The following is a 21542-nucleotide window of genomic DNA, read 5'->3' as shown; positions in this document are numbered from 1 at the left end:
AAAAAACCGTTTGTCACCGCGATGCCCGGCAGCCTCTAATAGCTAGCTCGCCTTCGATACAGCCCATTCCTCTCATGACACATCCGGTAACGACATGGCCGACCTGACTTCTCCCGGCAAGCGCTACGTCGCTTCGAAGCGAACCGCCTCCGGCATCCCCAAGGCCGCGCTCTATCTCTGGCTTTCGTGGATCGTGCCGGTTCTGATCCTGCTCGTCTGGGAAGGCGCCGCCCGGGCCGGGCTGATCGCGCCGCAAGTGCTTCCCGCGCCGAGCAAGGTCATCGGCACCGCGTTCGACATGGCGAAAGACGGCGAGCTTTTCATTCACCTCGGCGTATCGCTGCTGCGCGCGTCGGCGGGCTTCGTCATTGGCGGCGTGCTCGGGCTCGCGCTCGGCATTCTGGTCGGCTTTTCGCCGCTTGCGCAGGCGTTTCTCGACCGCTCGATCCAGATGGTGCGCGCCATTCCCTTCCTCGCGATGCTGCCGCTCGTGATCGTCTGGTTCGGCGTGGGCGAGGTCGCGAAGATTTTCCTCGTCTCGCTGGCCGTGCTCTTCCCGGTCTATATCAACACGATGCTCGGCATCCGGCTGATCGACCCCAAGCTGATGGAGCTCGCGAAGGTCGTCGGCCTCGACCGCACCGCGATCGTGCGCCGGATCGTTCTGCCGGGCGCGATGCCCTCGATCCTCACGGGCGTTCGCTACGCGCTGGCGCATGCGTGGCTCGCGCTCGTGATCGCGGAAACGCTCGCGACGACCCGCGGCATCGGCTTTCTCGCGATGGATGCGCGCGAGTTCCTCAACACGAACGTCATTCTGCTCACGATCATCATCTACGCGCTCATCGGCGTCGCGGCGGACGCGCTCGTGCGCCGGCTCGAAGCGCGCTTTCTTTCGTGGCACGCGAATTACGACAAGGGAGCGCAAAAGTGACGCAAGGCCTCGCCGTTTCTCCTGTTTCGCCGCCGCAGCCGCACGCGCACGATGAAGCCGCGACGCGAGCGCCGCTTGCCGTGTCCGTGCGCGGGCTCGTGCGGCGTTACGGCAGCCGCGTCGTCATCGACGCGCTGGACCTCGATATCCGCAAGGGCGAATTCGTCGCGCTGCTGGGCGAAAGCGGCTGCGGCAAGACCACGCTGCTGCGCGCGCTCGCCGGACTCGATTTACCCGACGCCGGCAAGATTCGCGCGCCGGAGCGGCCGTCCGTGGTGTTCCAGGAGCACCGGCTGCTGCCCTGGGCGACGCTGTGGGAGAACGTCGCGCTGGGACACGAGGCCACGATCGGCCGCGCGGGCGCGTCGCGCGCGCTGGGCGAGGTCGGACTCGCGGGGCGCGAGGCAGACTGGCCGCGCAACCTCTCGGGCGGACAGGCGCAACGCGTCGCGCTCGCGCGGGCCCTCGTGCGCGATCCCGCGCTGCTGCTGCTCGACGAACCGTTCGCGGCGCTCGACGCGCTCACGCGCATCAAGATGCACGGGCTCGTCAAAGAGCTGGTTGCGCTGCATCAGCCGGGCGTGCTGATCGTCACGCATGACGTCGATGAGGCGCTCACGCTCGCCGACAGGATTCTCGTCATGCGCGCCGGACGCATCGCCGCCTCGTTCGCGCCGAAAGACGAGGCGCATGACACGCTGCGGCCCACGCTGCTCGCGGCGCTCGGCGTGCACGCTCACTAATCACTTTTCCGCTTCACATCAAGGACTCGACAGGAATGAACGATTCATCGCTGAGCCGCCGCCAGCTTCTGCGCGCGGCGGGTGGACTGCTGGCCGGAGCAGCAGCGGGCAGTCTGTTCCCGGCGCGCGCCGCCGAACCGCGCAAGCTCACGCGCAATACCGACACCGTGCGCATCGGTTGGGGCTACGGCAGCCTGCCTGATATCGCCCGGCAACGCGGCGTGTTCGAGAAGACGCTTGCCGCGAAGGGCATCAAGGTGGAATGGATCGGCCCGTTTCCCAATCACGCGCCATCGATTCAGGCGGTGGTCGGCGGCAGCGCGGACTTCGGCTTCTGGGGCTCCACCACGCCCGCGCTCGCCGCGATGCTCGCCGGTTCGCCCATCGTCTTCACCGCTTTCGATATCTATTCGCCGCGCTCGACGGCCATCATCGTGAAGAAATCGAGCGGCATCGATTCGATCGCGGGGCTCGCGGGCCGCAAGGTCGCGGTCAATCGCTCGGGGCTCGGCGAATTTTTGCTGATCGCGGCGCTGGAGAAGCATCGCATCGACCGGGACAAGGTTCAGTTCGTCTATCTGAATCCGCCGGATGCCGCGCCCGCGTTCGCGCAAGGCAAGGTCGATGCGTGGTCGATGTGGTCGCCGGGCGTGGACATCGCGCGCTTCTCGAACGAGGCGAAAGACATCTTCAACGAAGGCCGCGACCTCGATTTTCTGATCGACTACAGCTCGCTCGTCTCGCGCCGCAAGTTCACCGAAGAGAACTCGGAACTCGTGCGCGCCGTGATCGATGCGTACTACGTCGAAGGCGCGTGGCAATCCACGCATTCCGCCGAAGCCGAACTGCTCGTGCAGCGCGAGGGGAAGTATCCGGATCAGGTGCGCGACTACCTCACGAGCCTCAAGCGCGTGAACCAGTTCCACGAAGCCGATGACGCCGCCTTCCTCGCGCAATTCCAGCGCGCCGCGGACTGGCTCGCCGAACGCAAGATCATCAACTCGCGCATCAAGGTCGCGGATTACAGCGTCAGGGTTTGACGACGAGGCACTCGAATGACTGACAGAACACACACGGCAGAACTCGCGTTCGGCGGACCGCGTCTGGTTTCGCCGCTCGCAGCGAAGCTCGGATTCGCGCAAAGCCTCGCGGATATCGCGTCGACGGCGGCAGCGCGCGAGCGTGAGCACCGGCTGCCGCACGAGGAGATCGCGCAACTCAAGGCGCTCGGCTTCGGCGCGCTGCGGCTGCCCGCCGACGCCGGCGGGCATGGCGTATCGCTACGCGAACTGCTCGTCGTCGCACGCGATCTCGCGGCGGCGGATTCGAACATCGCGCATGCGTTTCGCAATCATCTGTGGCAGGTCGAAGCGGCGCTGCGGCAGCGGGATCATCCGTTCCATGCGCATGTGCTCGGGCTGACGGGGCGCAACAAGACCTTTGGACTCAGCTTCGCCGAAACCGATGTGATCGCGGCGGGCGCGCGGCCGACACGCGTCCTCAGCCGGCTCGAATGGGACGAGATCCGTCAGGCCTATGTCGGCTCGGGCGACAAGATCTACGCGACGGGCAATCTCTACAACGACGCGTTCATCGGCATGGCGGTCGAAAGCCGCGCGGGACGCACGGTGCAGTATGTGCTCGAACGCGGCGAAGGCGTCGGGACCGGCGACGACTGGCAGGGCTTCGGACAGCGCCTGACCGGCTCGGGCACGGCGACGTTTCGCGACGTGCTCGTGCAGCCCGCGCATGTGTATCCGCCCGACCCGCCGAAGTCCGGCGATGCCGCGCCGTGGGGCTACACGTTTCATCAGGTGTATCTGACCAACTGCATCGCGGGCATCGCGCGGCGCGTCGCGCTCGATGCGGTGGAGGTGCTTCGCGCGCGTGGCCGGAACTTCTATCACGGCGAAGCGGAGCATCCCGTCGACGAACCGGTATTGCAGGCGCTCGTCGGGCGCATTCGCGGCTATGCGGCAGGCGTGGAAGCGAGCGCGGACCGCGCGGCCGATGCGCTGCAACGCGCATGGGACAGCCACGGCACACCCGGCGAGCACGACGCCACACTCGCCGCGACGCTCGCGGCCATGGAAGCGAAGATCGTGATCGACGATCTCGCGCCGCAGATCGCGAGCTGGCTGATTGATCTCGGCTCGGGCTCGGTCGTGTCGCGCGTGGGCGCGCTCGACCGGCACTGGCGCAACATCAAGGTGATCGCGTCGCACAATCCGCGGGTCTACAAGGAGCGCCTGCTCGGACAGAACGCGCTCACCGGCCAGCTTCCGCCGACCGGCGCGTTTTTCTGAACGACTTGCAAGCGCGCCGCCGGCGTCACGCGCCGAGCAGGCGGCGCACGCGCGGCGCGACTTCTTCGGCGAAGACGCGCATGTCGGCTTCGAACGGCTGAAACTGGAGCATGAACAGTTCGATGCCCGCCCGATGAAACGCCGCGATGCGGCGCGCCACCGTGTCGTAATCGCCGACGAGTCCGGCCGCGGTGCCGCCGTTGGACCCGACTCGCGCCGAGCGCGCGAAAGTCTGATGCATCACCGCCTGCGGATCCGTATTGGCCTTTTGCCGCTCGCGCAGCGGCTTGTCCAGTTCCGCCAGCTCGAAGAGGTGCTGCAGATGTTCGTCCGCCTGCGCCTGCGTCTCGCGCGCGATGACGAAGGCCGAGAGCCCGAAGCGCAAGGGCTCGTGGCCGGACGGGCGCACCCGCGCGGACACATCGGCGATCAGGCCCGCCACGTCGTCGTGCGGCTGGCCGTTGATGAACCACACGTCGCCGTGCGCGGCCACCAGCGAGCGCGCCGGTTCCGACTCGCCGCCGACATAGATGCGCGGCCGCGCGCGATACGGATCGGCGGGCAGCAGCCGATAACCGTCGATGCGAAAGTTGTCGCCGCGATGCGTCACCGTCTCGCCGCGCAAGAGCCTTTCGACGACCGAGATCCATTCGCGGCCATACGCATAGCGTTCGTCATGCTCCGCGAAGCCGATGCCGGCGCGCTCGAGCTCCGGACGATTCCAGGCGTTCACGAGGTTGATCGCGAAACGCCCGCCGCTGATGTGCTCGATCTGCTGCGCCATCTTGGCCAGCACGACCGGATGATAGAGATACGGCTTGATCGCAGCGATGATCTCGATACGCGAGGTCAGCGCCGCCAATGCCGCCGATGCCGTCCACGCTTCGAGCTGATCGAGCGAAGGATCGTGCGGATTGGCCGTATGCTGCGCGACGAGCACCGAGTCGAAGCCGAGACGCTCGGCTTCGAGCACGAGCGCCTTGTTGCGGGCCCATGACGCGTCGTAGGGTTCTGCGGGATCCTGCAGGGCGGCACGGCTGCCATGCACGAGCGCCCAGATGCCAAAGCGTGGAGGTTTCACTGACATACGTCGATACGGGGAAGATGGAGAAAGAAAGCCATCCTAACGCCGCGCGCGCGTGCGGCCTTCCAATATCTGACGCTTTGCTATTGCCGGAAAATGCAAAGAGGCAAGGCCCCCCCTCACAAGCTCTCGCGCATTTCCCGGATGAACGCGCCGATCACGTCCTCGTTGCGCGACAAGACGATGAACTGACCCACGGGCGTCGCCACGAGCAAACCGGCCTTGATCATCGCGGCGACATGCGCGGACACGGTCGACTGCGACAGACCGCTGCGTGCCTGAATCGCATTGATCGGCAAGCCAGGGCCGAAGGGGCTGTCCGTGCTTTTGAGCCATGCCAGAATGTCGCGCCGCAAGGGGTTGGCGAGCGCTTTGTGTATCAGGTCGGCATTCATGATGTCATTGCGCCCGTGTCAGAACATGTCGCTCGCGGAGCCGTCGCTCGCCGTCTGCGGATCGGAACGCGAGGCAATGAACGGACCGGTGATCATGTTCGCGTAGCTCTGTCCGGGACCGACCATCGGAAACACATCGGCATCCGGGTCGATCATCACTTCGAGGAACGCGGGACCGTCGAAGGCCACGAATGCCCTGAGCTTTTCGTCGAGTTCATCGTGCTGCTCGACGCGGCAGGCGAATTCGAAACCGTCCGCTTGCGCCGCCATCACGAAATCCTTGCGATGCAATGCCTTGTCGCTCACGACCATGCGTCCGTCGTAAAACAATCGTTGCCATTGACGGATCATGCCGTCGCCGCGATTGTTGAGCAGCAGGATCTTCACCGGCACGTCATAGGTGCTCGCCGTTTCCAGTTCGCCCATGTTCATGCGGATGCTGCCGTCGCCATCGATATCGATCACGAGCGCATCGGGCCGCGCAAACTGGGCGCCGATCGCCGCGGGCAGGCCGAAGCCCATCGTCCCCATGCTGCCCGAGGTGAGAAAACTGCGCGGCGCGACGAAATCGAAGAACTGAGCCGCCCACATCTGATGCTGGCCGACGCCCGTGCTGACGATCGCGCGCCCGCCGGTGATCTCGCCGAGCATTTCGACGACACGCTGCGGCTGGATCGCCGCATTGTCCCGGTCGTAGTTCATGCCGTGATCGCGCTTGAGCGCGCTGACGTGCGCCGCCCAGCCGGACGCGGGACGCTCGATGGGACCGTGCGCCATGAGCGCCAGCAGTGCGTCCTTCGCATCGCCCACGTGGCTCCATTCGACCCGCCTGACCTTGTTGATCTCCGCTTCGTCGATATCGATATGCGCGACCGCGCGCGCCTTCGACGCGAACGCTTCCGGACGGCCGCCCGCGACGCGATCGTCGAAGCGCGCGCCCACGGCGATCAGGAAGTCGCAGTCCTCGACCGCATAGTTCGCGCAGGCCGCGCCATGCATGCCGAGCATGCCGAGGTTCAATTCGTGCCGCGCGGGCAGGCTCCCCAGCCCCATCAGCGTGGTGACGACGGGAATCCGGTAACGCTCGGCGAACGCGCGCAATTCCGCGCTCGCGCCCGACGCGATGACGCCGCCGCCCGCATACAGCAGCGGCCGCTCGCTGCGCGCGAGGAAATCGAAGAAAGCGGCGCGCTTCGCCTCGTCGAGCCGCGCGCCCTTCGCCACCAGACGAAGACGATCCGAATAGCCTCGAAACTGCAAGACGCCCTGTCCGCGATACACGCCCTTCCAGTTCTGAATGTCCTTCGGCACATCGACGACGACCGGTCCGGGCCGCCCCGTGCGCGCAATCTCGAAGGCCGTGCGCAACGTCTCTTCGAGCTTCGCCGGATCGGTCACGAGAAAGACCTGCTTCGCGCACGCCGACATGATATTGAACACCGGCGCTTCCTGAAACGCGTCGGTGCCGATGGCGGCGCGCGGCACCTGTCCGCAGATCAGCACGACGGGCACGGAGTCGCCGTTGCAGTCGGCGATCGGCGTCACGGCGTTGGTCGCGCCCGGCCCCGACGTCACCATGAATACGCCGACCTTGCCGCTCGCCCGCGCATAGCCCGCGGCCATGAAACCGGCCGCCTGCTCGTTGGCGGGCACGACAAGCTTGATCTGCCGTTCGGGCCGGTCCGCGTGCATTTCGTTGAAGCGAAACACGGCGTCGTAGGTCGGGAGGATCGCGCCGCCGCTGTAGCCGAACAACGTATCGACGCCCTGCTCCGCAAGCACGCGCAGGATGATGTCGGCGCCTGAAACGGCTTCGTCGTCGCCATGAAGATTCGCGGTCACGCGCTGTGCAGTCATATCTGGATTACGGGTCATGTCGGGCTCACTTCGCGAATGCGCGGATCAGAACATCGGTTTGCCGGGTCACGTGCTCGGCGTGATGACCCGGCGCGGTCGAAGCGGATTCGGCCGGCCCTGCATACGACAGACTGGCCCCCGCGGGCAGAAGCTCGCGCAAATGCGGCTCGGCGAAGCGCCACGCCCCCTGATTGCGCGCTTCTTCCTGACACCAGATCACGCGCTTCGCATTCGGATAACGCGCGAGTTCCACAGCGATATGCGCCGCCGGAAACGGATACAACTGCTCGACGCGAATCACGCGTGCATCGTCGATGCCGTGCTTGCGGCGATAGTCGATCAGCTCGTAATAGAACTTGCCCGACGTGACGATGACCCGCTCGACCGTTTCGTCATGCGACGCATCGGCGTGAGCGTCGGGCAGCACCGCGCGAAATGCGCCTTGCGTCAGTTCGTCCAATGTATTGACGGCTTCCGCGTGCCTGAGCAGCGACTTGGGCGTCATCACGACCAGCGGGCGGCCGTCGAAAGCCAGCGCCTGCATGCGCAGCAGATGGAACAGTTGCGCGGGCGTCGTCGGCTGGACCACGCGCATGTTGTCTTGCGCGCCCAGTTGCAGATAGCGTTCGAGCCGCGCCGAGGCATGCTCCGGACCCGCGCCTTCCTGGCCATGCGGCAGGAACAGCGTCAGGCCGCTGCGTTGCCCCCACTTCGCCGCGCCCGCCGCGATGAACTGATCGATCACGACCTGCGCGCCATTCGCGAAATCGCCGAACTGGGCTTCCCAGATGACGAGCGCATGGCGATTCACCGTCGAGTAGCCGTATTCGAACGCGAGCACGGCCGCTTCCGAGAGGATGCTGTTCGTCACCGTGAAGCGGCCCTGCACGTCGCGCACGTGATCGAGCGGAATGAACACGCCGTCGGCGCGCTGCGTGCGCGTCTGGTTATGCAACACGGCGTGCCGATGATTGAACGTGCCGCGCGCGCTGTCCTGCCCGCTCAGGCGCACATCGATACCTGCGCCGAGCAGCGACGCGAACGCGAGATGTTCCGCCATGCCCCAGTCGATGCGCTTCTTGCCGCTCGCCATGTCGCGCCGCGCCGCCATCATCTTGCCGACGAGCGGATGAAGCTCGTAGCCTTCGGGCACGCTCGATATGCGCCGCGCCCACGCGCTCAACTGCTCGGGCGCGGGCGCTTCGTAGCGATCGATCTCGCTCGTGTGCGCTTCGGTCGCCAGAGGAAGAGAAAGAGCGTCGCCGCCGTGCGCGCCATCGAACGACGCGCGTTGGGCATCGGCAGACGCCGCGACCTGTTCGGGCGTCGCGACGCCTTGCCGGATCAGCGCCTGCGCATAGAGCGTCCTCACGCCCGGATGCGCCGCGATCGCGCGATACATCAACGGCTGGGTGATGGCGGGCGTGTCCTGTTCCTGATGACCGTGCTTGCGGAAGCACACGAGATCGATCACGACACTGCGCCTGAACTCGGTGCGATAGTCGAGCGCGAGATGCACGGCCATCGCCACCGCTTCGGGATCGTCGCCGTTCACGTGAAGCACCGGCGCCTCGATCATCTTGACCACATCCGTCGCATAGAACGACGAACGCGTGTCGCGCGGGTCCGACGTCGTGAAGCCGATCTGATTGTTCACGACGACATGCACCGTCCCGCCCGTGCCGTGTCCGCGCGTGTAGGAGAGGCTCAAGGTCTCCATCACCACACCCTGCCCCGACATCGCCGCATCGCCGTGGATTTCCACCGGCAGCACACTACCCGCATCGTTCGGATCCAGCGCGTCGGCCTTCGCGCGCGCCATGCCCTGCACGACCGGATTGACGATCTCCAGATGCGACGGATTGAACGCGAGCGCGACTTCGACCGGACCGTGCGCGGTCTGCGCAATCGTGCTGAAGCCCTTGTGATACTTGACGTCGCCTTCGGGAAGCGGGTCCGCGTGCTTGCCGTCGAATTCGTCGAACAACGCATGCAAGGGCTTGCCCGCGATGTTCACCAGCACGTTCAGGCGTCCGCGATGCGCCATGCCCATGACCACCGAGCGCACGTCTTTCGCCGCGCCGTAACGCACGAGTTCGTCGAGCAACACGATGAGCGATTCGCCGCCTTCGAGCGAGAAGCGCTTTTGCCCGACGAAGCGCGTGTGCAGATACTTTTCGAGCCCTTCCGCGGCGGTCAGGCGTTCGAGAAAGCGGCGCTTCTCATCGTTCGAAAACGAAGGCGCGGCGCGCGACGATTCGAGCCGCATCTGCCACCAGCGCCGCTCGTTCGCATCGGAGAGATGCATGAATTCCGCGCCCAGCGTGCCCGTATAGGTGTGTTCGAGCGCCGCGACGATCTCGGCGAGTGTCGCGTCTTCGTCGAAGAAATAGGTGTCGGCGGTGCTGAAGCGCGTGGCCATGTCGGCCGCCGTCAGGCCGTAGTAGGCGGGCGTGAGTTCCGGCAGCGCACGCTGCGGCGCCCATTGCAGCGGGTCCAGACGCGCGCGGCGCGTACCGACGGTCCGGAACGCGGCGACGAGCGACTGCACGGCCACCTGCTTTCTCGCGAGCGCGAGCGCGCCGTCGCGTTGAGCGGGCACGGGATGCGGCTGTCTGGCGAGTTCGACGAAGCCGGAGACAACGGGCGCATGCGGCTCGTCATCGCGGTCGCTGCCGTCGAGGGCGGGCGTTTCGCGCAACGCGTCGAAATAGCCGCGCCATTCGTCCGTCACCGATGCGGGCTCGGCAAGATAGCGTTCGTATTGTTCCTCCACATAAGGCGCGTTGGCGCCGAACAGGAATGAGTTCTGGCGTTTCTCGATCAACATGATGAATGTCCTTCGTGTCGCATGCGGCTTCTGATGCTTCCGCCGCTCCATGCCGTGGTTCATTGGAGACAGACTTGTCTACCTTCATGAAGCAAAGTCTAGTCAGCCGCATCGCGGATGGGGCGTGCATCTGGGGCGCTGGCGGGCCATTCGGCATCGAATTCGGGCCACGCACAAGCGAGCGTGTCGCGCGAGGCGAGGAGGCGCGTTTGTTACACGGACGCAAAAGTCATTTACCGGCCAGGGCGACACTCGCGCGCGAGGCCTGCGATAGACTGGCTCATCGGTCCTAGTCGATCTTTTCCCCTCACGAAGGTCACGGCATGAAAGTCGCCATAATTCTGTTCGACGGTGTGCAGGCGCTCGACGTTGCAGGCCCGCTCGACGTATTCGCGGAAGCCAACACGCATCTGCCCGCGGATCAGCGCTATGAAGTCTCGCTGGTCGGGCGCGAAGCGGGCCTCGTCACCTGTTCCAACGGAATGCAACTGGTCGTGCCGGTCGGCTATCTCGACTCCGATATCCAGTACGACCTGCTGCTCGTGGCCGGCGGGCCGCAGTTGCCCGACTGGGATCCGCCGGTCGAATTCCTCGCGTGGCTGCGCAGGCAGGCGCTTGGCGCGGCGCGCTTCGGCGCGGTGTGTAACGGCGCTTTCGTGCTCGGTCATGCCGGTCTGCTCGATGGCAAGCAGGTCACGACGCACTGGGCCGATGCGGGACGCCTCGCCAGGACGTTTCCGCGTGCGCGCGTGCAGCCGGACAAGATCTTCATGCGCGATGACAACCTCTTCACCTCGGCGGGCGTTTCGGCGGGCATCGATCTGTGTCTGTCGCTGGTCGCCGAAGACTGGGGCCATGAACACGCCATGCGCGTGGCCCGGCGCCTCATCGTCTACATTCAGCGCGAAGGCGGGCAGTCGCAGTACAGCCCCTATCTCGCCGAGGTCACGGAAGAAGCGCCGATCATCTCCAGGGTACATCGCTACGTGACCGAGCATATCGGCGATGCGCTTTCCATCGAGCAACTCGCGAACGCGGTATCGGTGAGCCGCCGGACCTTTTCCCGCGTGTTCGCGAAGTATGCGCAGGTCACGCCGTCGGCGTTCGTCGAACAGGTTCGCGTCGATACGGCCAGAAAGCGGCTCGAATCCAGCGACGCGCCGCTCAAGACCATCGCCTTCGAATGCGGCTTTCATAGCGCGACGCATATGCGCACGACCTTTTCGCGGCGTCTGAACGTCACGCCGAAGCAGTACCGCGCGCGCTTCCGTGGCGCGGCGCAGACTCGGCCCGTGCATCATGTCGAGACGATCGAAACTGTCGTGCCGATGGAGCTGGAAGCGCTGGCCGAGGCCGCATGACGGTACCTGTGCAAGCGCTTCCCGACGTTCTCGAACCCGGCTTGCGTGTCGTGTTTTGCGGCATCAATCCGGGCATGCTTGCCGCATCGACGGGACAACACTTCGCGGGCCGAGGCAATCGTTTCTGGCGCACGGTTCATCTCGCGGGCTTCACGCCGGAGTTGCTGCGTCCCGAAGACGGCAGCGCATTCCTTCGATATGGATGCGGACTCACCACGGCCGTCGCGCGTCCCACGGCGCGGGCGGATCATCTTTCGCGCATCGAGATCGAAGCGGCGGCCGCGTCGTTCGAACTGAAGATGCGCAGCTTCGCGCCACACTACATCGCGTTTCTCGGCAAGATGGCGCTCTGCGCGATGACCGGCAAACGCGATATCGCATGGGGACTGCAGGAAGACACATTCGGCGGCGCGCGCGCCTGGGTCTTGCCGAATCCGAGCGGCCTGAACCGCTCCTTCAGCCTCGATGCGCTCGTGCTCGCCTATCGCGAGTTGCATGTTGCCGCTTTCTCGACCGAAGCGGCTTCAGCGTCGCGAGACCTTGCCTGAAGGCGCGAGCATCGAGCTCGCCGCGCATTGCAGATGCACGTTGTTGCGCAAGGCCTCAGTCACGAATTCGAGGAATGCGCGAATCTTTCCGCTCGCGCCACGGCGCTCCACATGCAGCAGATTCACCGGCACCGCCTCGGGCTCGAACGCGGTGAGAACCGGCCGAAGCCTGCGGTCCAGCACTTCCGGCGTCGCCTGATAGGAAAACAGTTGCGTGATGCCCACGCCATCGCTGGCGGCGGCGATGGCGGCGGGCGCGAGATCGACGATCATGCGCGGCTGAATCCGCACCGGCAAACGCGCGCCGCGCTCCGCGAACACCCATTCCATCGGCTGCGTCAGGCCCGTGTACGACACGCAGGCGTGCCGCGTCAGCTCGCGCGGATGCATCGGTTCTCCATGCGCCGCCAGATAGGCCGGCGACGCGTAAGTCTTGCGCCGCACGAAACCCAGCGGCACCGCGAACGTCGTCGAATCGCCGAGATGGCCGATGCGAATCGCGACATCGACGCCTTCTTCCAGCAAGCGCGTGGTGCGGTCGATATACACCGCGTTGATGTTGACGTCCGGATAGCGCATGGCAAAGGCGTTGACGAGCGGCGCGACGAAGCGCTGACCGAATAGAACGGGCGCCGACAGCGTCAGCGTTCCCACCGGTTTGACGTGCCACGCGCCGAGATTCGCTTCGGCGTCCGCGACGGCATCGAGCACTTGCCTGCACGCATCGAGATAGGCGATGCCCGCATCGGTGGGACGCACGGAGCGTGTCGTGCGCGCGAGCAATTGCGCGCCGGTGCGCGCTTCGAGCGAATTGAGCGCCCGCGATACCGCCGCGGTCGACAATCCAAGCCGCTCCGATGCGCTCGTGAAGCCACCGCTATCCACGATGGCGACGAAGACTTCCATTTCACGCAATCTGTCCATTCCCAATCCCGAGCCGCGAACATCCGTATCGGCATTCTAGGCAGCCATGCGCAAGGCGCGGCGATGCACAAGTCGAATTGGCCTGATGCCGAAACGAATTGGCCCATGACGAATGCGCGCTGCGCGCGACCGCTTCATGCCGCCTGCCGTGGCCCAAGCAGAACACTCATTGTCCCGATTCCGGTGCGACTCGAACTTCAACAAGCACGCCGCGTCGCCGACAATTCATTCAACGCGACGACCGACATACAACGTCTTCATGTCGCATCGCATAACGAACCAGTCTGGAGGCTGCACATGTTCTCTGCAATGCTCGAAGTCAACCCCATGCCCGAACAGTTCGACGCGTATCTCGGCATGGCGAAGGTGCTGCGTCCCGAGCTGGACAAGATCGACGGCTTCGTCGATAACACGCGATACGGCAGCCTCACGCGCGAGGGCTGGCTGCTGTCGCTGTCGAGCTGGCGCGATGAGAAGTCGCTGGTGCGCTGGCGCACGACAAGCAAGCATCACACGATTCAGCAGGCGGCGCGCGACCGCGTGTTCGCCGATTATCGGCTGCGCATCGGACAGATCGTCGCGGATACGCACATCCCGGAAGGACAGGTCTTGCAGGAACAACGTCTGGACGTCACCGAGACCGGCGCGGGCAAGGCGGTCACGTTGCACGAAGCCACGCGCAAGCCGGCGTGGCTCGGCGACGCCGATCCGCAGGCCATCGCGAAGTCGCTGGGTCTCGATATCGCCGCGCCCGGTCTCGTCGCGTGGGACGTGTTCGATGCGCTGCTCTCGCCGGGCGACGTCATCGCGGTAGCGACATGGCGCGACCAGGCCGCCGCCGATTCCTATGTGCGCGAAGCGGCGCAACCCGGCGACGTGCGCTTGCGCCACATTCGCGTGATTCGCGAATACGGCATGTTCGACCGCCGCGAAGCGCCGCAATACTTCGAAGAGGCGCAGCGAACAAAATGAGCACCATCGACCGCCCAATCGACGTGGTGCACGCGCCGACGCCCGTCAAGCACAGCGCCGCGCCGCAAGCCGCGTTTTCGCCTCGTCTCGCCACGGGGCTGATCGGCATGCTGCTCGCTTCGCTGCTGGCGATCCTGAACGAGCAGGTCACGGCGATCGCAATGACCGACGTTCAGGGCGCGCTGTCGATCGGCCATGATGAAGGCACCTGGCTCACCACGCTTTTCGAAGCGGCCAACGTCGCCACGATGGTCTTCGCGCCGTGGTTCGGCATCACCTTCACGCTCAAGCGGTTCACGATCGGCGCGACGCTCGCCACCATGGGCTTCGGACTGCTGTGCCCGTTCGCGCCGAACCTCGCGTCGCTCTATGGATTGCGCGTGTTGCAAGGCATCGCGGGTGGTTGTCTTCCGCCGATGCTGATCATCGTCGCGCTGCGTTATCTGCCGCCGAAGATCAAGCTGTACGGCCTCGCAGGCTACGCACTGACTGCGACCTTCGGACCGGCGCTCGGCACGCCGCTCGCCGCGCTGTGGACCGAATACGTAAGCTGGAAGATGGCCTTCTGGCAGATCGTGCCGCTGGGCGCGCTCGCTTGCGTGGCGATTCAGCAAGGCCTGCCCGCCGATGCGCCGAAACTCGAACGGCTGCGCGCCTTCAACTGGACCGGCTTTCTCACGGGCGGCCCCGCCATCGCGATGCTCGTAACGGGTCTCCTGCAAGGCGAGCGCCTGGACTGGTTCGAATCGGATTTCATTCGCGCGATGTTCCTCGGCGGCGGCGCGCTCATCGCCGTGTTTCTGGCGAACGAATGGTTTCATCCGATGCCGTTCTTCAAGCTTCAGCTTCTGTCACGCCGCAACTTCGCGCACGGTCTCACGACGCTCGCCGGCGCGGTGATCCTGCTGGTCGGCGTCGCTGCGATACCCGGACAGCACCTCGCACGCATCCATGCGTACCGGCCGCTGCAAAGCGCGCCGCTGTCGCTGCTGGTCGCCGTGCCGCTGCTCGTCGCGCTGCCGCTGACAGCCGCACTCCTGAACACGAAGCGCGTCGATTCCCGCTGGGTGATGGCGACGGGACTCTCGCTGATGATCGCGACCTGCGTGATGGGCAGTTACATGACGTCCGAATGGATCCGCGACAACTTCTACTGGCTGCAGTCCTTGCAGATCGCCGCGCAGCCGATGGTGATTCTCGCGATCCTGATGGGCGTCACCACCGGCCTGCCGCCGACGGAAGGCCCGTTCGCATCGGCGATGTTCAACTCGCTCAAGACGTTCTCCGCTGCCGTCGCCACCGCGCTCATCGAAGGGCTCGGCACGGCGCGCGAGCGCTTTCATTCGAACGTGCTGGTGGATCAGCTCGGCAATCGCGCGCTCATCGCCGATCAGCGCGTCGATACGGCCGGGGCGCTGGCCGGGCTCGCGCATCGCGTGCACGAACAGGCGCTGGTGCTGATGTCCGCCGATCTTTATCGCGTGATGGGCTGTATCGCCATTGCGCTGCTGTTACTCGTTCCGGTGTTGCCCGTGCGTATCTATCCGCCGTGGAGCACGACACCGCCCTCTTCTCATTAAGGGACGCCTGTCATGTCATCCTCCACACCTTCCCGCTCCGGTTCCCGCATCGTTCGTATCGCCGTGCCGGTGGTCGCGCTCGCGATTGCGGCCGCGCTCGGCTTCAAATTCTCGTCCGATCCGAACACCGAATCCACCAACGACGCCTATGTACAGGCCGATTTCACGCTCGTCGCGCCACGCGTCGCCGGCCAGATTGCCGATGTCATGGCCGAGGACAATCAGTCGGTCAAGGCGGGGCAACTGCTCGTGCGCATCGACGACCGCGACTTTCGCGCCGCGTTGATGAGCGCGCAGGCGGACGTGGTCGCGGCGACCGCCGCCGTCGCCAACTTCGAGGCGGAGATCGCTCGGCATCCGTCGCTGGTCGATCAGGCGCGCGCCACGCTGCGCGCCGACGACGCCGCGATCGAGTTCGCGCGCGCGAATGCCTCGCGCTATCAGAATCTCTCGGAGGCGGGCGCGGGCACCGCGCAGGAGCAGCAGCGCGCGTCGAGCACGCTCGCGCAACAGCTCGCGCAGCAGGCCCGCGACCGCGCCGCGCTCACCACGACCGAGCAGAATCTCGACGTGCTGCGCTCGCAGCGCGACAAGGCGGCCGGCGCGCTCGCGCGTGCCGAGGCGGCGCTCGAGCAGGCGAAGCTGAATCTGTCGTACACGGAGATCCGTGCGCCCGTCGATGGCAAGGTCGGGCGGCGCTCGGCGCGCGTCGGCGCGTTCGTCACGCCCGGCGCGCCGGTGCTCGCCATCGTGCCGCTGCGCGACGCCTATGTCGTCGCCAATTTCCAGGAGAACCAGATCGCGCGGATGCGGCCCGGCGAAAGCGTGCGCATCAAGGTGGAGAGCTTTCCGGGCGTGGTCATCACGGGACATGTGGACAGTCTCGCCCCCGCGACCGGCGTGAGCTTCGCGCCCATCGCGCCCGACAACGCGACCGGCAACTTCACCAAGGTCGTGCAGCGCGTGCCGGTCAGGATCACGATCGATCGCCCGCAGGAGGCCGCCGCCGCGTTGAGCGTGGGATTGTCGGTGGAAGCGGAAGTGGCTGTCGGCGGCCAGCGCGACACGCTTGCCCAGGGAGGTGACGCAAAATGAACCCGAACGACATGCCGCTGCGCACCCTGGCGCTCACGCTCCTCGCGTGCTTCGTGATGGCCGGATGCACGGTCGGCCCCGACTTCGTCCCGCCGAAGAGCGCCACGCCCGACGTGCTCGAACGCACGCACAACGCGCAGGCGGAGAGCAAGCCCGTGCAGGCCGAATTCGATCCCGACTGGTGGACGCTTTTCGACGACCCCGTGCTGAACGCGCTGCAAAAGCGCCTCGCCGATGCCAACCTCGACGTGGCCGCGGCGTCCGCGCGCTTGCGGCAAAGCCGGGCCGAACAGCGCGTCGCGGGTGCGGCCGGGCTGCCGACGCTCGGTGCCGCGGCGTCCTACAACCGCGAGCGCGGCAGTGAGAACGGCGTGCTGTCGCTGCTCGGCGTCACGCCCGCGTCGAGCCAGCCGCAATCGGCCTCGGGCAGCGCGCCGCTCGGGGTATCGGGCATGCCGGGGTCCAAGGGGTCGCCCGCTTACGACCTGTATCAGGCGGGCTTCGACGCATCGTGGGAACTCGACATCTGGGGCCGCGTGCGGCGCGGCGTCGAGGCTGCGGGCGCGTTGTCGGACGCTTCGTACGAGGACCGCAATGCCATTCTGCTGTCGGCCCGCGCGGAACTGGCGCGCGACTACATCGACTTGCGCGATACGCAATCGCTGCTCGATATCGCGCGGCAAAATCTCGATATCGCCCGCGATGCGGTCAGGCTCACGAAGATTCGCGTGCACGAAGGCGTCACGACGGACCTCGACGTCGCCAATGCATCGGCGCAAATGGAGACCATCGAGAGCCTGATTCCGACGCTCGAATCGCGGCGCGATACCACCATGAACGCGATCGGCGTGTTGCTCGGCGAGCAGCCGGGCGCGCTGCGCGACATGCTGGCCGACGCGCGCGACGTACCGGCGCTGCCGAAACAGGTGCCGGTCGGCTTTCCGTCGGAACTTGCGCGGCGGCGTCCGGATATCAGAAAGGCCGAGGCGCAACTGCATGCGGCGACCGCGTCGATCGGCATGGCGAAAGCGGATTTCTATCCGCGCATTTCGCTGAACGGCAGCGCGGGGTTTCAGAGTCTGCAATTGTCCAGTCTCGCTGACTGGGCGTCGGGACAGTTCGTCGTCGGGCCGTCGATCACGTTTCCGATCTTCGAGGGCGGACGGCTCAAGGGCACCTTGCAACTGCGCGAGGCGCAACAGGAAGAAGCCGCGATCGTCTTCAAACGCACCGTGCTCGAAGCCTGGCGCGAAGTGGACGATGCACTGCTCGTCTACGATGCCGAGCAGCGGCGACGCGAACGGCTTGCGTCCGTGGTGAGCCTGAATCAGCGCGCGCTCGCCGTCGCGGAGCAGCGTTACAAGGCCGGGGCGCTCGACTATCTCGACGTGCTCAACGTGCAGAAGCAATTGCTCGAAGCACAGAGCAATCTGGAACGGAGCAAGGCGACGGCTGCGGAGAATCTGATCACGTTGTGCAAGTCGCTGGGGGGGGGATGGGAGACGACGTATGAGGGGCGGTATGCGGGGCGGTGAGGGTTTGCTGCGCGCGCCAACGCCCATACAGCGCTTCGATATCCGTCGCGCACAACAGTTTCATCGACTGGCCGATCTCCTCGATAGACCAGTCCCACCAGCGCATCTCGAGCAGCATGCCGACCTCCCTGTCCGGGAATCGCTTTCGAATGGGCCTCGCCGGGCTGCCGGCAACGACCGTGTACGGTTCGACATGCTTCGTCACGAGCGCGCGGCTCCCGATCACCGCGCCATCACCGATGCGCACGCCCGGCATGATCATCGCCTCGGTGCCGATCCAGACATCGCTGCCGACGATCGTGTCGCCCGCGCGTTCGAATCCATCGAGCGCGCCGGCAAAAGCCTGTTCTTCCTGCATGTAGAAGAACGGAAACGTGCTGATCCAGTCGCTGCGGTGCCCTTGATTGCCCGCCATGATGAACGTCGTCCCGCTTCCGATCGAACAGAAACTGCCGATGAACAGCCGGTCCCCGCCCGTGTCATCCGGACCCAGGTAGCGAGCACAGTGATCGAAGGGGTGCCCGTGATAGTAACCGGCGTAATAGCTGTAACGTCCCACGATGATATTTGGATTGGTCACCTGTTCCGAGAGCGGTTTGCTGTTGAAAGGACCGTCGAAGTAGTTTTGCATGGCGTGCCGAGTCGAAAGGGCGAGATCAGGGACCTCGTTCACTCACGACTCTATGCGGCCTGAATTAGACAAGCATGAGGGCCTTGCCGGCTATTTCCTCCCGTCAGTCTCAGCCTGCAGTCTCACGCAACGGCGCAGGAGGAACGACAGTCTTGACGAGGCCCGTTTTGACGTCGTAAACCAGTCCCGACACGATCAGGTTATCGGGCAGGTCCTTGTTCGCCCGGAGTGCTGCGACGTCGAGGGCCACCGCTTCGTACGGTTCGGTGATAGCGAGTTCATCGAGCGCGTCCGCCTCGACACCGAGATGCTTCGCGAGCAACGCGGGTGCATGCCTGTGGCAGCCGATGATCCCGCAATCCGTGTGCTGAAGCAGGACGAGATTGCGCGCACCATCGGGACGTCCCGCTGCTTTCGCCACGACGCTCAACACCGCCAGCGTTTCCAGCAACGGCTTGTTGATCCGGCCACCGACATTGCGAATGACGGCGGCCTCACCCTGCTTCAAGCCGAGCACGTTGGCGGGATCGACGCGAGGATCGACACATCCGACGACGACCGTTCCCGTCGACGGCATCATCTTCAGTTCAGGGGCGAACGCGTTGTTTGCGAAGTCGGCATTGCGATCCAGCATGACATGGTTGAAGTCCATTTTGCTTACTCCCTCAAGCGAGTTCTTCGAGATCGCTCGCCGGCTCTTCGCTCGGCGCACGCACTGACCGCTCGATGACGTGCAACCTCGGCGTGCGGTCGATGACGAGCCCGAGCACATCGGGGCGGCTGTAGTGACCACGCGAGTCCATCATGCGTTTGCGCTTGTCGATCTGCCAGAAGTCCAGATCGGCGATGATCTCGCCCTCCCCCTCACGCAGCGGCGCGCCACCCATGTACTCGCCCTCCGGCGACACGATCGCGGTGAAACAGCCACTGGAAATCGGGCCGATCTGGGTCGTGTTGGTATCCTGCAGAATCTGCTGTTGCTGCTCCGGAGTCAGCCAGGCGGTCGCGTTGACCACGAAGGCGCCCGCCTCCAGCGCGTGCTGGCGGATGTTCACGGAGATCTGCTCGGAGAAGCGATCCCCGGCGAACGAACCCGGGTACATGGCCGAATGGATTTCCTCGCCATCGGCCATCAGCGCGTAACGCGCGAGCGGGTTGTAGTGCTCCCAGCAGGCCAGTTGGCCGACCCGTCCCACGGCGGTATCGATCGCACGCAGGCCGGAGCCGTCGCCCATTCCCCAGACCATTCGCTCGTGATAAGTCGGCGAGAGCTTCCGGCGCCGTTGCACTAGCGTGCCATCGGCATCGAATAGCAGTTGCGTGTTGTACAGCGTTCCGCCGTCGCGTTCATTGACGCCGATCGACACCACCATCGAAGCCTGGCGCGCCGCTTCGCCGATTGCACGCGTCGTGTCCGACGGCACGACCACCGCCTGCTCGAGCAGCTTGTAATGCTCGGCGCCCATCGCAAATGGCGATTCGATAAACGAGAAGTACGGATAATAGGGAACGACAGTCTCGGGGAACGTCGCGAACTGGACGCCCTGCTTGCCGAGTTCCAGAATTTTTCTGACGACCTTATCTACAGTGCCTTCCCGGCTATAGAGAACCGGCGCGATCTGAACGGCTGCGGCCCGGATGATTTTCGACATGATGGTGTTCCTTTCGTTGCTACGAAGCGGTGAGAGAAGTGCTTGTACCTTAACGTCGCGAGCCATTACGATCCATGTCGTTGTTGCCACTTTTCATGACATCCATCGCTCGACCGCAGGATCAGATATGCACCGGATTGGCTTCATAGTGCCGAGAAGATTTCAGATGATGAGCCTCGCGGCCCTGACGGTGTTCGAGCTTGCAAAGATGCCTCGTGGAGGCCAGAGCTACGACGTCCATCTGTTGTCCGAACACGGTGGTCCTGTCGAGTCTTCGAGCGGCATGAAGCTGGAGACAGAGGCATTCGGCGATACCGCATTCGACACGGTCATCGTCGGCTCGATCACGGAAATGAAGATCCCGGCTCCCGACTCCGCCGTGCTGGCTTTCGTGAAAGAGGCAGCCATGACATCGAGACGCATGACGTCGATATGCAGCGGCGCATTCGTGCTGGCCGAGGCCGGGCTGCTGGAGGGCAGGCGTGCGACGATGCATTGGGCGCATGCGGCGGAATTCAGGGCGCGGTTCCCGAACGTCATCACGCAGGAAGACCGCATCTTCGTCAACGACGGTCCGATCTGGACGTCGGCTGGAATGACGGCCGGTATCGACCTTGCGCTGGCATTGCTCGACAACGACCTCGGCGCCGACGTCGCGAAGATGGTCGCGCGGCTGCTTGTCATGAATCAGCGTCGTCTCGGTGGGCAGATGCAACACTCCGCGCTGCTCGATATGACGCCCAAGTCCGACCGCATCGAACTGGTCCTCACGCACATTCGCCGCAACCTGCGCAATCCCCTCACCATCGAGGAGCTTGCCGATGTAGCGAGCCTCAGTCCTCGTCAGTTCAGCCGTGCCTTCGTTGCCGAGACAGGCCAGTCGCCGGCCAAAGCGGTGGAACAGCTTCGTCTGGAAGCAGCCCGGTTCATGATCGAGCAAGGCCGCCACACCATTAACGTGGTGGCGCAGGAAACGGGCTTTGCGGACCGGGAACGGATGCGCCGCGCGTTCGTCCGAACGTTTGGTGTGCCCGCCGATGTCCTGCGCAGGAGCGCCCGCCGGGAACCTGTCACTGACAACTGAAGCCGCGCTGT

General features: G+C 65.0%; 19 protein-coding genes. 11 read left to right on the top strand and 8 right to left on the bottom strand.

Annotated elements, in window-relative coordinates; translation table 11 throughout:
* Positions 1 to 94 precede the first annotated feature (94 nt).
* From AWB70_RS14835 to AWB70_RS14820, 4 genes are read left to right on the top strand one after another with little or no spacing between them, the layout of a single operon-like run.
* The gene (locus tag AWB70_RS14835; RefSeq protein WP_053569016.1) at positions 95 to 934 is read left to right on the top strand and encodes an ABC transporter permease subunit; all 840 of its coding nucleotides are present in this window, start codon (positions 95 to 97) and stop codon (positions 932 to 934) included.
* A complete protein-coding gene (locus AWB70_RS14830; RefSeq protein ID WP_053569015.1) occupies positions 931 to 1677 on the top strand; it encodes an ABC transporter ATP-binding protein in 747 nt (248 codons plus the stop codon). Before AWB70_RS14835 ends, AWB70_RS14830 begins: the two co-directional genes overlap by 4 nt.
* A gap of 35 nt (positions 1678 to 1712) precedes the next feature.
* On the top strand, positions 1713 to 2717 hold the full coding sequence (locus AWB70_RS14825) for an NrtA/SsuA/CpmA family ABC transporter substrate-binding protein (RefSeq protein WP_045453325.1): 1005 nt from the start codon (positions 1713 to 1715) through the stop codon (positions 2715 to 2717).
* Between the two features lie 15 nt (positions 2718 to 2732).
* Positions 2733 to 3983, top strand: a complete 1251-nt coding sequence (locus tag AWB70_RS14820) for an acyl-CoA dehydrogenase family protein (protein ID WP_053569014.1) — start codon at positions 2733 to 2735, stop codon at positions 3981 to 3983.
* 25 nt (positions 3984 to 4008) lie between these two features.
* Here the strand turns inward: AWB70_RS14820 and AWB70_RS14815 are convergent, their stop codons facing one another.
* The 4 genes from AWB70_RS14815 to AWB70_RS14800 all read right to left on the bottom strand — a co-directional run bounded on the left by AWB70_RS14815 (position 4009) and on the right by AWB70_RS14800 (position 10149).
* Complete coding sequence (locus tag AWB70_RS14815; RefSeq protein WP_053569013.1) at positions 4009 to 5070, bottom strand: LLM class flavin-dependent oxidoreductase; 1062 nt, start codon at positions 5068 to 5070, stop codon at positions 4009 to 4011.
* Positions 5071 to 5186: 116 nt separating this feature from the next.
* Positions 5187 to 5462, bottom strand: coding sequence for an ArsR/SmtB family transcription factor (locus tag AWB70_RS14810; protein ID WP_053569012.1), 276 nt, complete (start codon positions 5460 to 5462; stop codon positions 5187 to 5189).
* Between the two features lie 18 nt (positions 5463 to 5480).
* Positions 5481 to 7337, bottom strand: coding sequence for a biosynthetic-type acetolactate synthase large subunit (ilvB, locus tag AWB70_RS14805; RefSeq protein ID WP_053569011.1), 1857 nt, complete (start codon positions 7335 to 7337; stop codon positions 5481 to 5483).
* A gap of 7 nt (positions 7338 to 7344) precedes the next feature.
* Positions 7345 to 10149: a 2-oxoglutarate dehydrogenase E1 component gene (locus AWB70_RS14800; RefSeq protein WP_053569256.1), complete on the bottom strand. Its 2805-nt coding sequence runs from the start codon at positions 10147 to 10149 to the stop codon at positions 7345 to 7347.
* A 323-nt stretch (positions 10150 to 10472) separates the two neighbouring features.
* Here AWB70_RS14800 and AWB70_RS14795 point away from each other — a divergent pair, with 323 nt between their 5' ends.
* Together AWB70_RS14795 and mug are read left to right on the top strand one after the other, a co-directional pair.
* Entirely contained in the window at positions 10473 to 11510 is a 1038-nt protein-coding gene (locus AWB70_RS14795) for a GlxA family transcriptional regulator (protein ID WP_053569010.1), read from the top strand.
* A complete protein-coding gene (mug, locus tag AWB70_RS14790; protein WP_053569009.1) occupies positions 11507 to 12058 on the top strand; it encodes a G/U mismatch-specific DNA glycosylase in 552 nt (183 codons plus the stop codon). The genes AWB70_RS14795 and mug overlap by 4 nt, the downstream gene beginning before the upstream one ends.
* Here the strand turns inward: mug and AWB70_RS14785 are convergent.
* Positions 12035 to 12982 (bottom strand): LysR family transcriptional regulator, encoded by a 948-nt coding sequence (locus AWB70_RS14785; protein ID WP_053569008.1) that lies wholly within the window; start codon positions 12980 to 12982, stop codon positions 12035 to 12037. The two genes, mug and AWB70_RS14785, sit on opposite strands and share 24 nt — an antisense overlap.
* Positions 12983 to 13279: 297 nt before the next feature.
* Here AWB70_RS14785 and AWB70_RS14780 point away from each other — a divergent pair, with 297 nt between their 5' ends.
* From AWB70_RS14780 to AWB70_RS14765, 4 genes are read left to right on the top strand one after another with little or no spacing between them, the layout of a single operon-like run.
* Entirely contained in the window at positions 13280 to 13954 is a 675-nt protein-coding gene (locus AWB70_RS14780) for an antibiotic biosynthesis monooxygenase family protein (RefSeq protein ID WP_053569255.1), read from the top strand.
* Positions 13951 to 15534, top strand: a complete 1584-nt coding sequence (locus AWB70_RS14775) for an MFS transporter (RefSeq protein WP_053569007.1) — start codon at positions 13951 to 13953, stop codon at positions 15532 to 15534. Before AWB70_RS14780 ends, AWB70_RS14775 begins: the two co-directional genes overlap by 4 nt.
* Positions 15535 to 15546: 12 nt before the next feature.
* The gene (locus AWB70_RS14770; protein WP_053569006.1) at positions 15547 to 16629 is read left to right on the top strand and encodes an HlyD family secretion protein; all 1083 of its coding nucleotides are present in this window, start codon (positions 15547 to 15549) and stop codon (positions 16627 to 16629) included.
* A complete protein-coding gene (locus tag AWB70_RS14765) occupies positions 16626 to 18164 on the top strand; it encodes an efflux transporter outer membrane subunit (RefSeq protein WP_053569005.1) in 1539 nt (512 codons plus the stop codon). Before AWB70_RS14770 ends, AWB70_RS14765 begins: the two co-directional genes overlap by 4 nt.
* Here AWB70_RS14765 and catB read toward each other — a convergent pair.
* The 3 genes from catB to AWB70_RS14750 all read right to left on the bottom strand — a co-directional run bounded on the left by catB (position 18097) and on the right by AWB70_RS14750 (position 20447).
* On the bottom strand, positions 18097 to 18795 hold the full coding sequence (gene catB, locus AWB70_RS14760) for a type B chloramphenicol O-acetyltransferase (RefSeq protein ID WP_063786692.1): 699 nt from the start codon (positions 18793 to 18795) through the stop codon (positions 18097 to 18099). The two genes, AWB70_RS14765 and catB, sit on opposite strands and share 68 nt — an antisense overlap.
* A 109-nt stretch (positions 18796 to 18904) precedes the next feature.
* Positions 18905 to 19447: a carbonic anhydrase gene (locus AWB70_RS14755; protein ID WP_053569004.1), complete on the bottom strand. Its 543-nt coding sequence runs from the start codon at positions 19445 to 19447 to the stop codon at positions 18905 to 18907.
* 13 nt (positions 19448 to 19460) lie between these two features.
* Positions 19461 to 20447: a nitrilase-related carbon-nitrogen hydrolase gene (locus tag AWB70_RS14750; RefSeq protein ID WP_053569003.1), complete on the bottom strand. Its 987-nt coding sequence runs from the start codon at positions 20445 to 20447 to the stop codon at positions 19461 to 19463.
* Positions 20448 to 20574: 127 nt separating this feature from the next.
* On the opposite strand from AWB70_RS14750, the gene AWB70_RS14745 reads away from it, so the two are divergent.
* Positions 20575 to 21531 (top strand): GlxA family transcriptional regulator, encoded by a 957-nt coding sequence (locus tag AWB70_RS14745; protein WP_053569002.1) that lies wholly within the window; start codon positions 20575 to 20577, stop codon positions 21529 to 21531.
* Positions 21532 to 21542: the final 11 nt, after the last annotated feature.

The sequence above is a fragment of the Caballeronia cordobensis genome (assembly GCF_001544575.2).
Taxonomy (GTDB): Bacteria; Pseudomonadota; Gammaproteobacteria; order Burkholderiales; family Burkholderiaceae; genus Caballeronia; species Caballeronia cordobensis.
The sequence above is the reverse complement of the archived record's forward strand: the minus strand, read 5'-3'. Positions and strand labels throughout refer to the sequence as shown.

Coding starts and splice junctions, on each gene's coding strand:
- AWB70_RS14835 (WP_053569016.1), top strand. CDS start 95: ATGGCCGACCTGACTTCTCCCGGCAAGCGCTACGTCGCTTCGAAGCGA.
- AWB70_RS14825 (WP_045453325.1), top strand. CDS start 1,713: ATGAACGATTCATCGCTGAGCCGCCGCCAGCTTCTGCGCGCGGCGGGT.
- AWB70_RS14820 (WP_053569014.1), top strand. CDS start 2,733: ATGACTGACAGAACACACACGGCAGAACTCGCGTTCGGCGGACCGCGT.
- AWB70_RS14815 (WP_053569013.1), bottom strand. CDS start 5,070: ATGTCAGTGAAACCTCCACGCTTTGGCATCTGGGCGCTCGTGCATGGC.
- AWB70_RS14810 (WP_053569012.1), bottom strand. CDS start 5,462: ATGAATGCCGACCTGATACACAAAGCGCTCGCCAACCCCTTGCGGCGC.
- ilvB (WP_053569011.1), bottom strand. CDS start 7,337: ATGACCCGTAATCCAGATATGACTGCACAGCGCGTGACCGCGAATCTT.
- AWB70_RS14800 (WP_053569256.1), bottom strand. CDS start 10,149: ATGTTGATCGAGAAACGCCAGAACTCATTCCTGTTCGGCGCCAACGCG.
- AWB70_RS14795 (WP_053569010.1), top strand. CDS start 10,473: ATGAAAGTCGCCATAATTCTGTTCGACGGTGTGCAGGCGCTCGACGTT.
- mug (WP_053569009.1), top strand. CDS start 11,507: ATGACGGTACCTGTGCAAGCGCTTCCCGACGTTCTCGAACCCGGCTTG.
- AWB70_RS14785 (WP_053569008.1), bottom strand. CDS start 12,982: ATGGACAGATTGCGTGAAATGGAAGTCTTCGTCGCCATCGTGGATAGC.
- AWB70_RS14780 (WP_053569255.1), top strand. CDS start 13,280: ATGTTCTCTGCAATGCTCGAAGTCAACCCCATGCCCGAACAGTTCGAC.
- AWB70_RS14775 (WP_053569007.1), top strand. CDS start 13,951: ATGAGCACCATCGACCGCCCAATCGACGTGGTGCACGCGCCGACGCCC.
- AWB70_RS14770 (WP_053569006.1), top strand. CDS start 15,547: ATGTCATCCTCCACACCTTCCCGCTCCGGTTCCCGCATCGTTCGTATC.
- AWB70_RS14765 (WP_053569005.1), top strand. CDS start 16,626: ATGAACCCGAACGACATGCCGCTGCGCACCCTGGCGCTCACGCTCCTC.
- catB (WP_063786692.1), bottom strand. CDS start 18,795: ATGCAAAACTACTTCGACGGTCCTTTCAACAGCAAACCGCTCTCGGAA.
- AWB70_RS14755 (WP_053569004.1), bottom strand. CDS start 19,447: ATGGACTTCAACCATGTCATGCTGGATCGCAATGCCGACTTCGCAAAC.
- AWB70_RS14750 (WP_053569003.1), bottom strand. CDS start 20,447: ATGTCGAAAATCATCCGGGCCGCAGCCGTTCAGATCGCGCCGGTTCTC.
- AWB70_RS14745 (WP_053569002.1), top strand. CDS start 20,575: ATGCACCGGATTGGCTTCATAGTGCCGAGAAGATTTCAGATGATGAGC.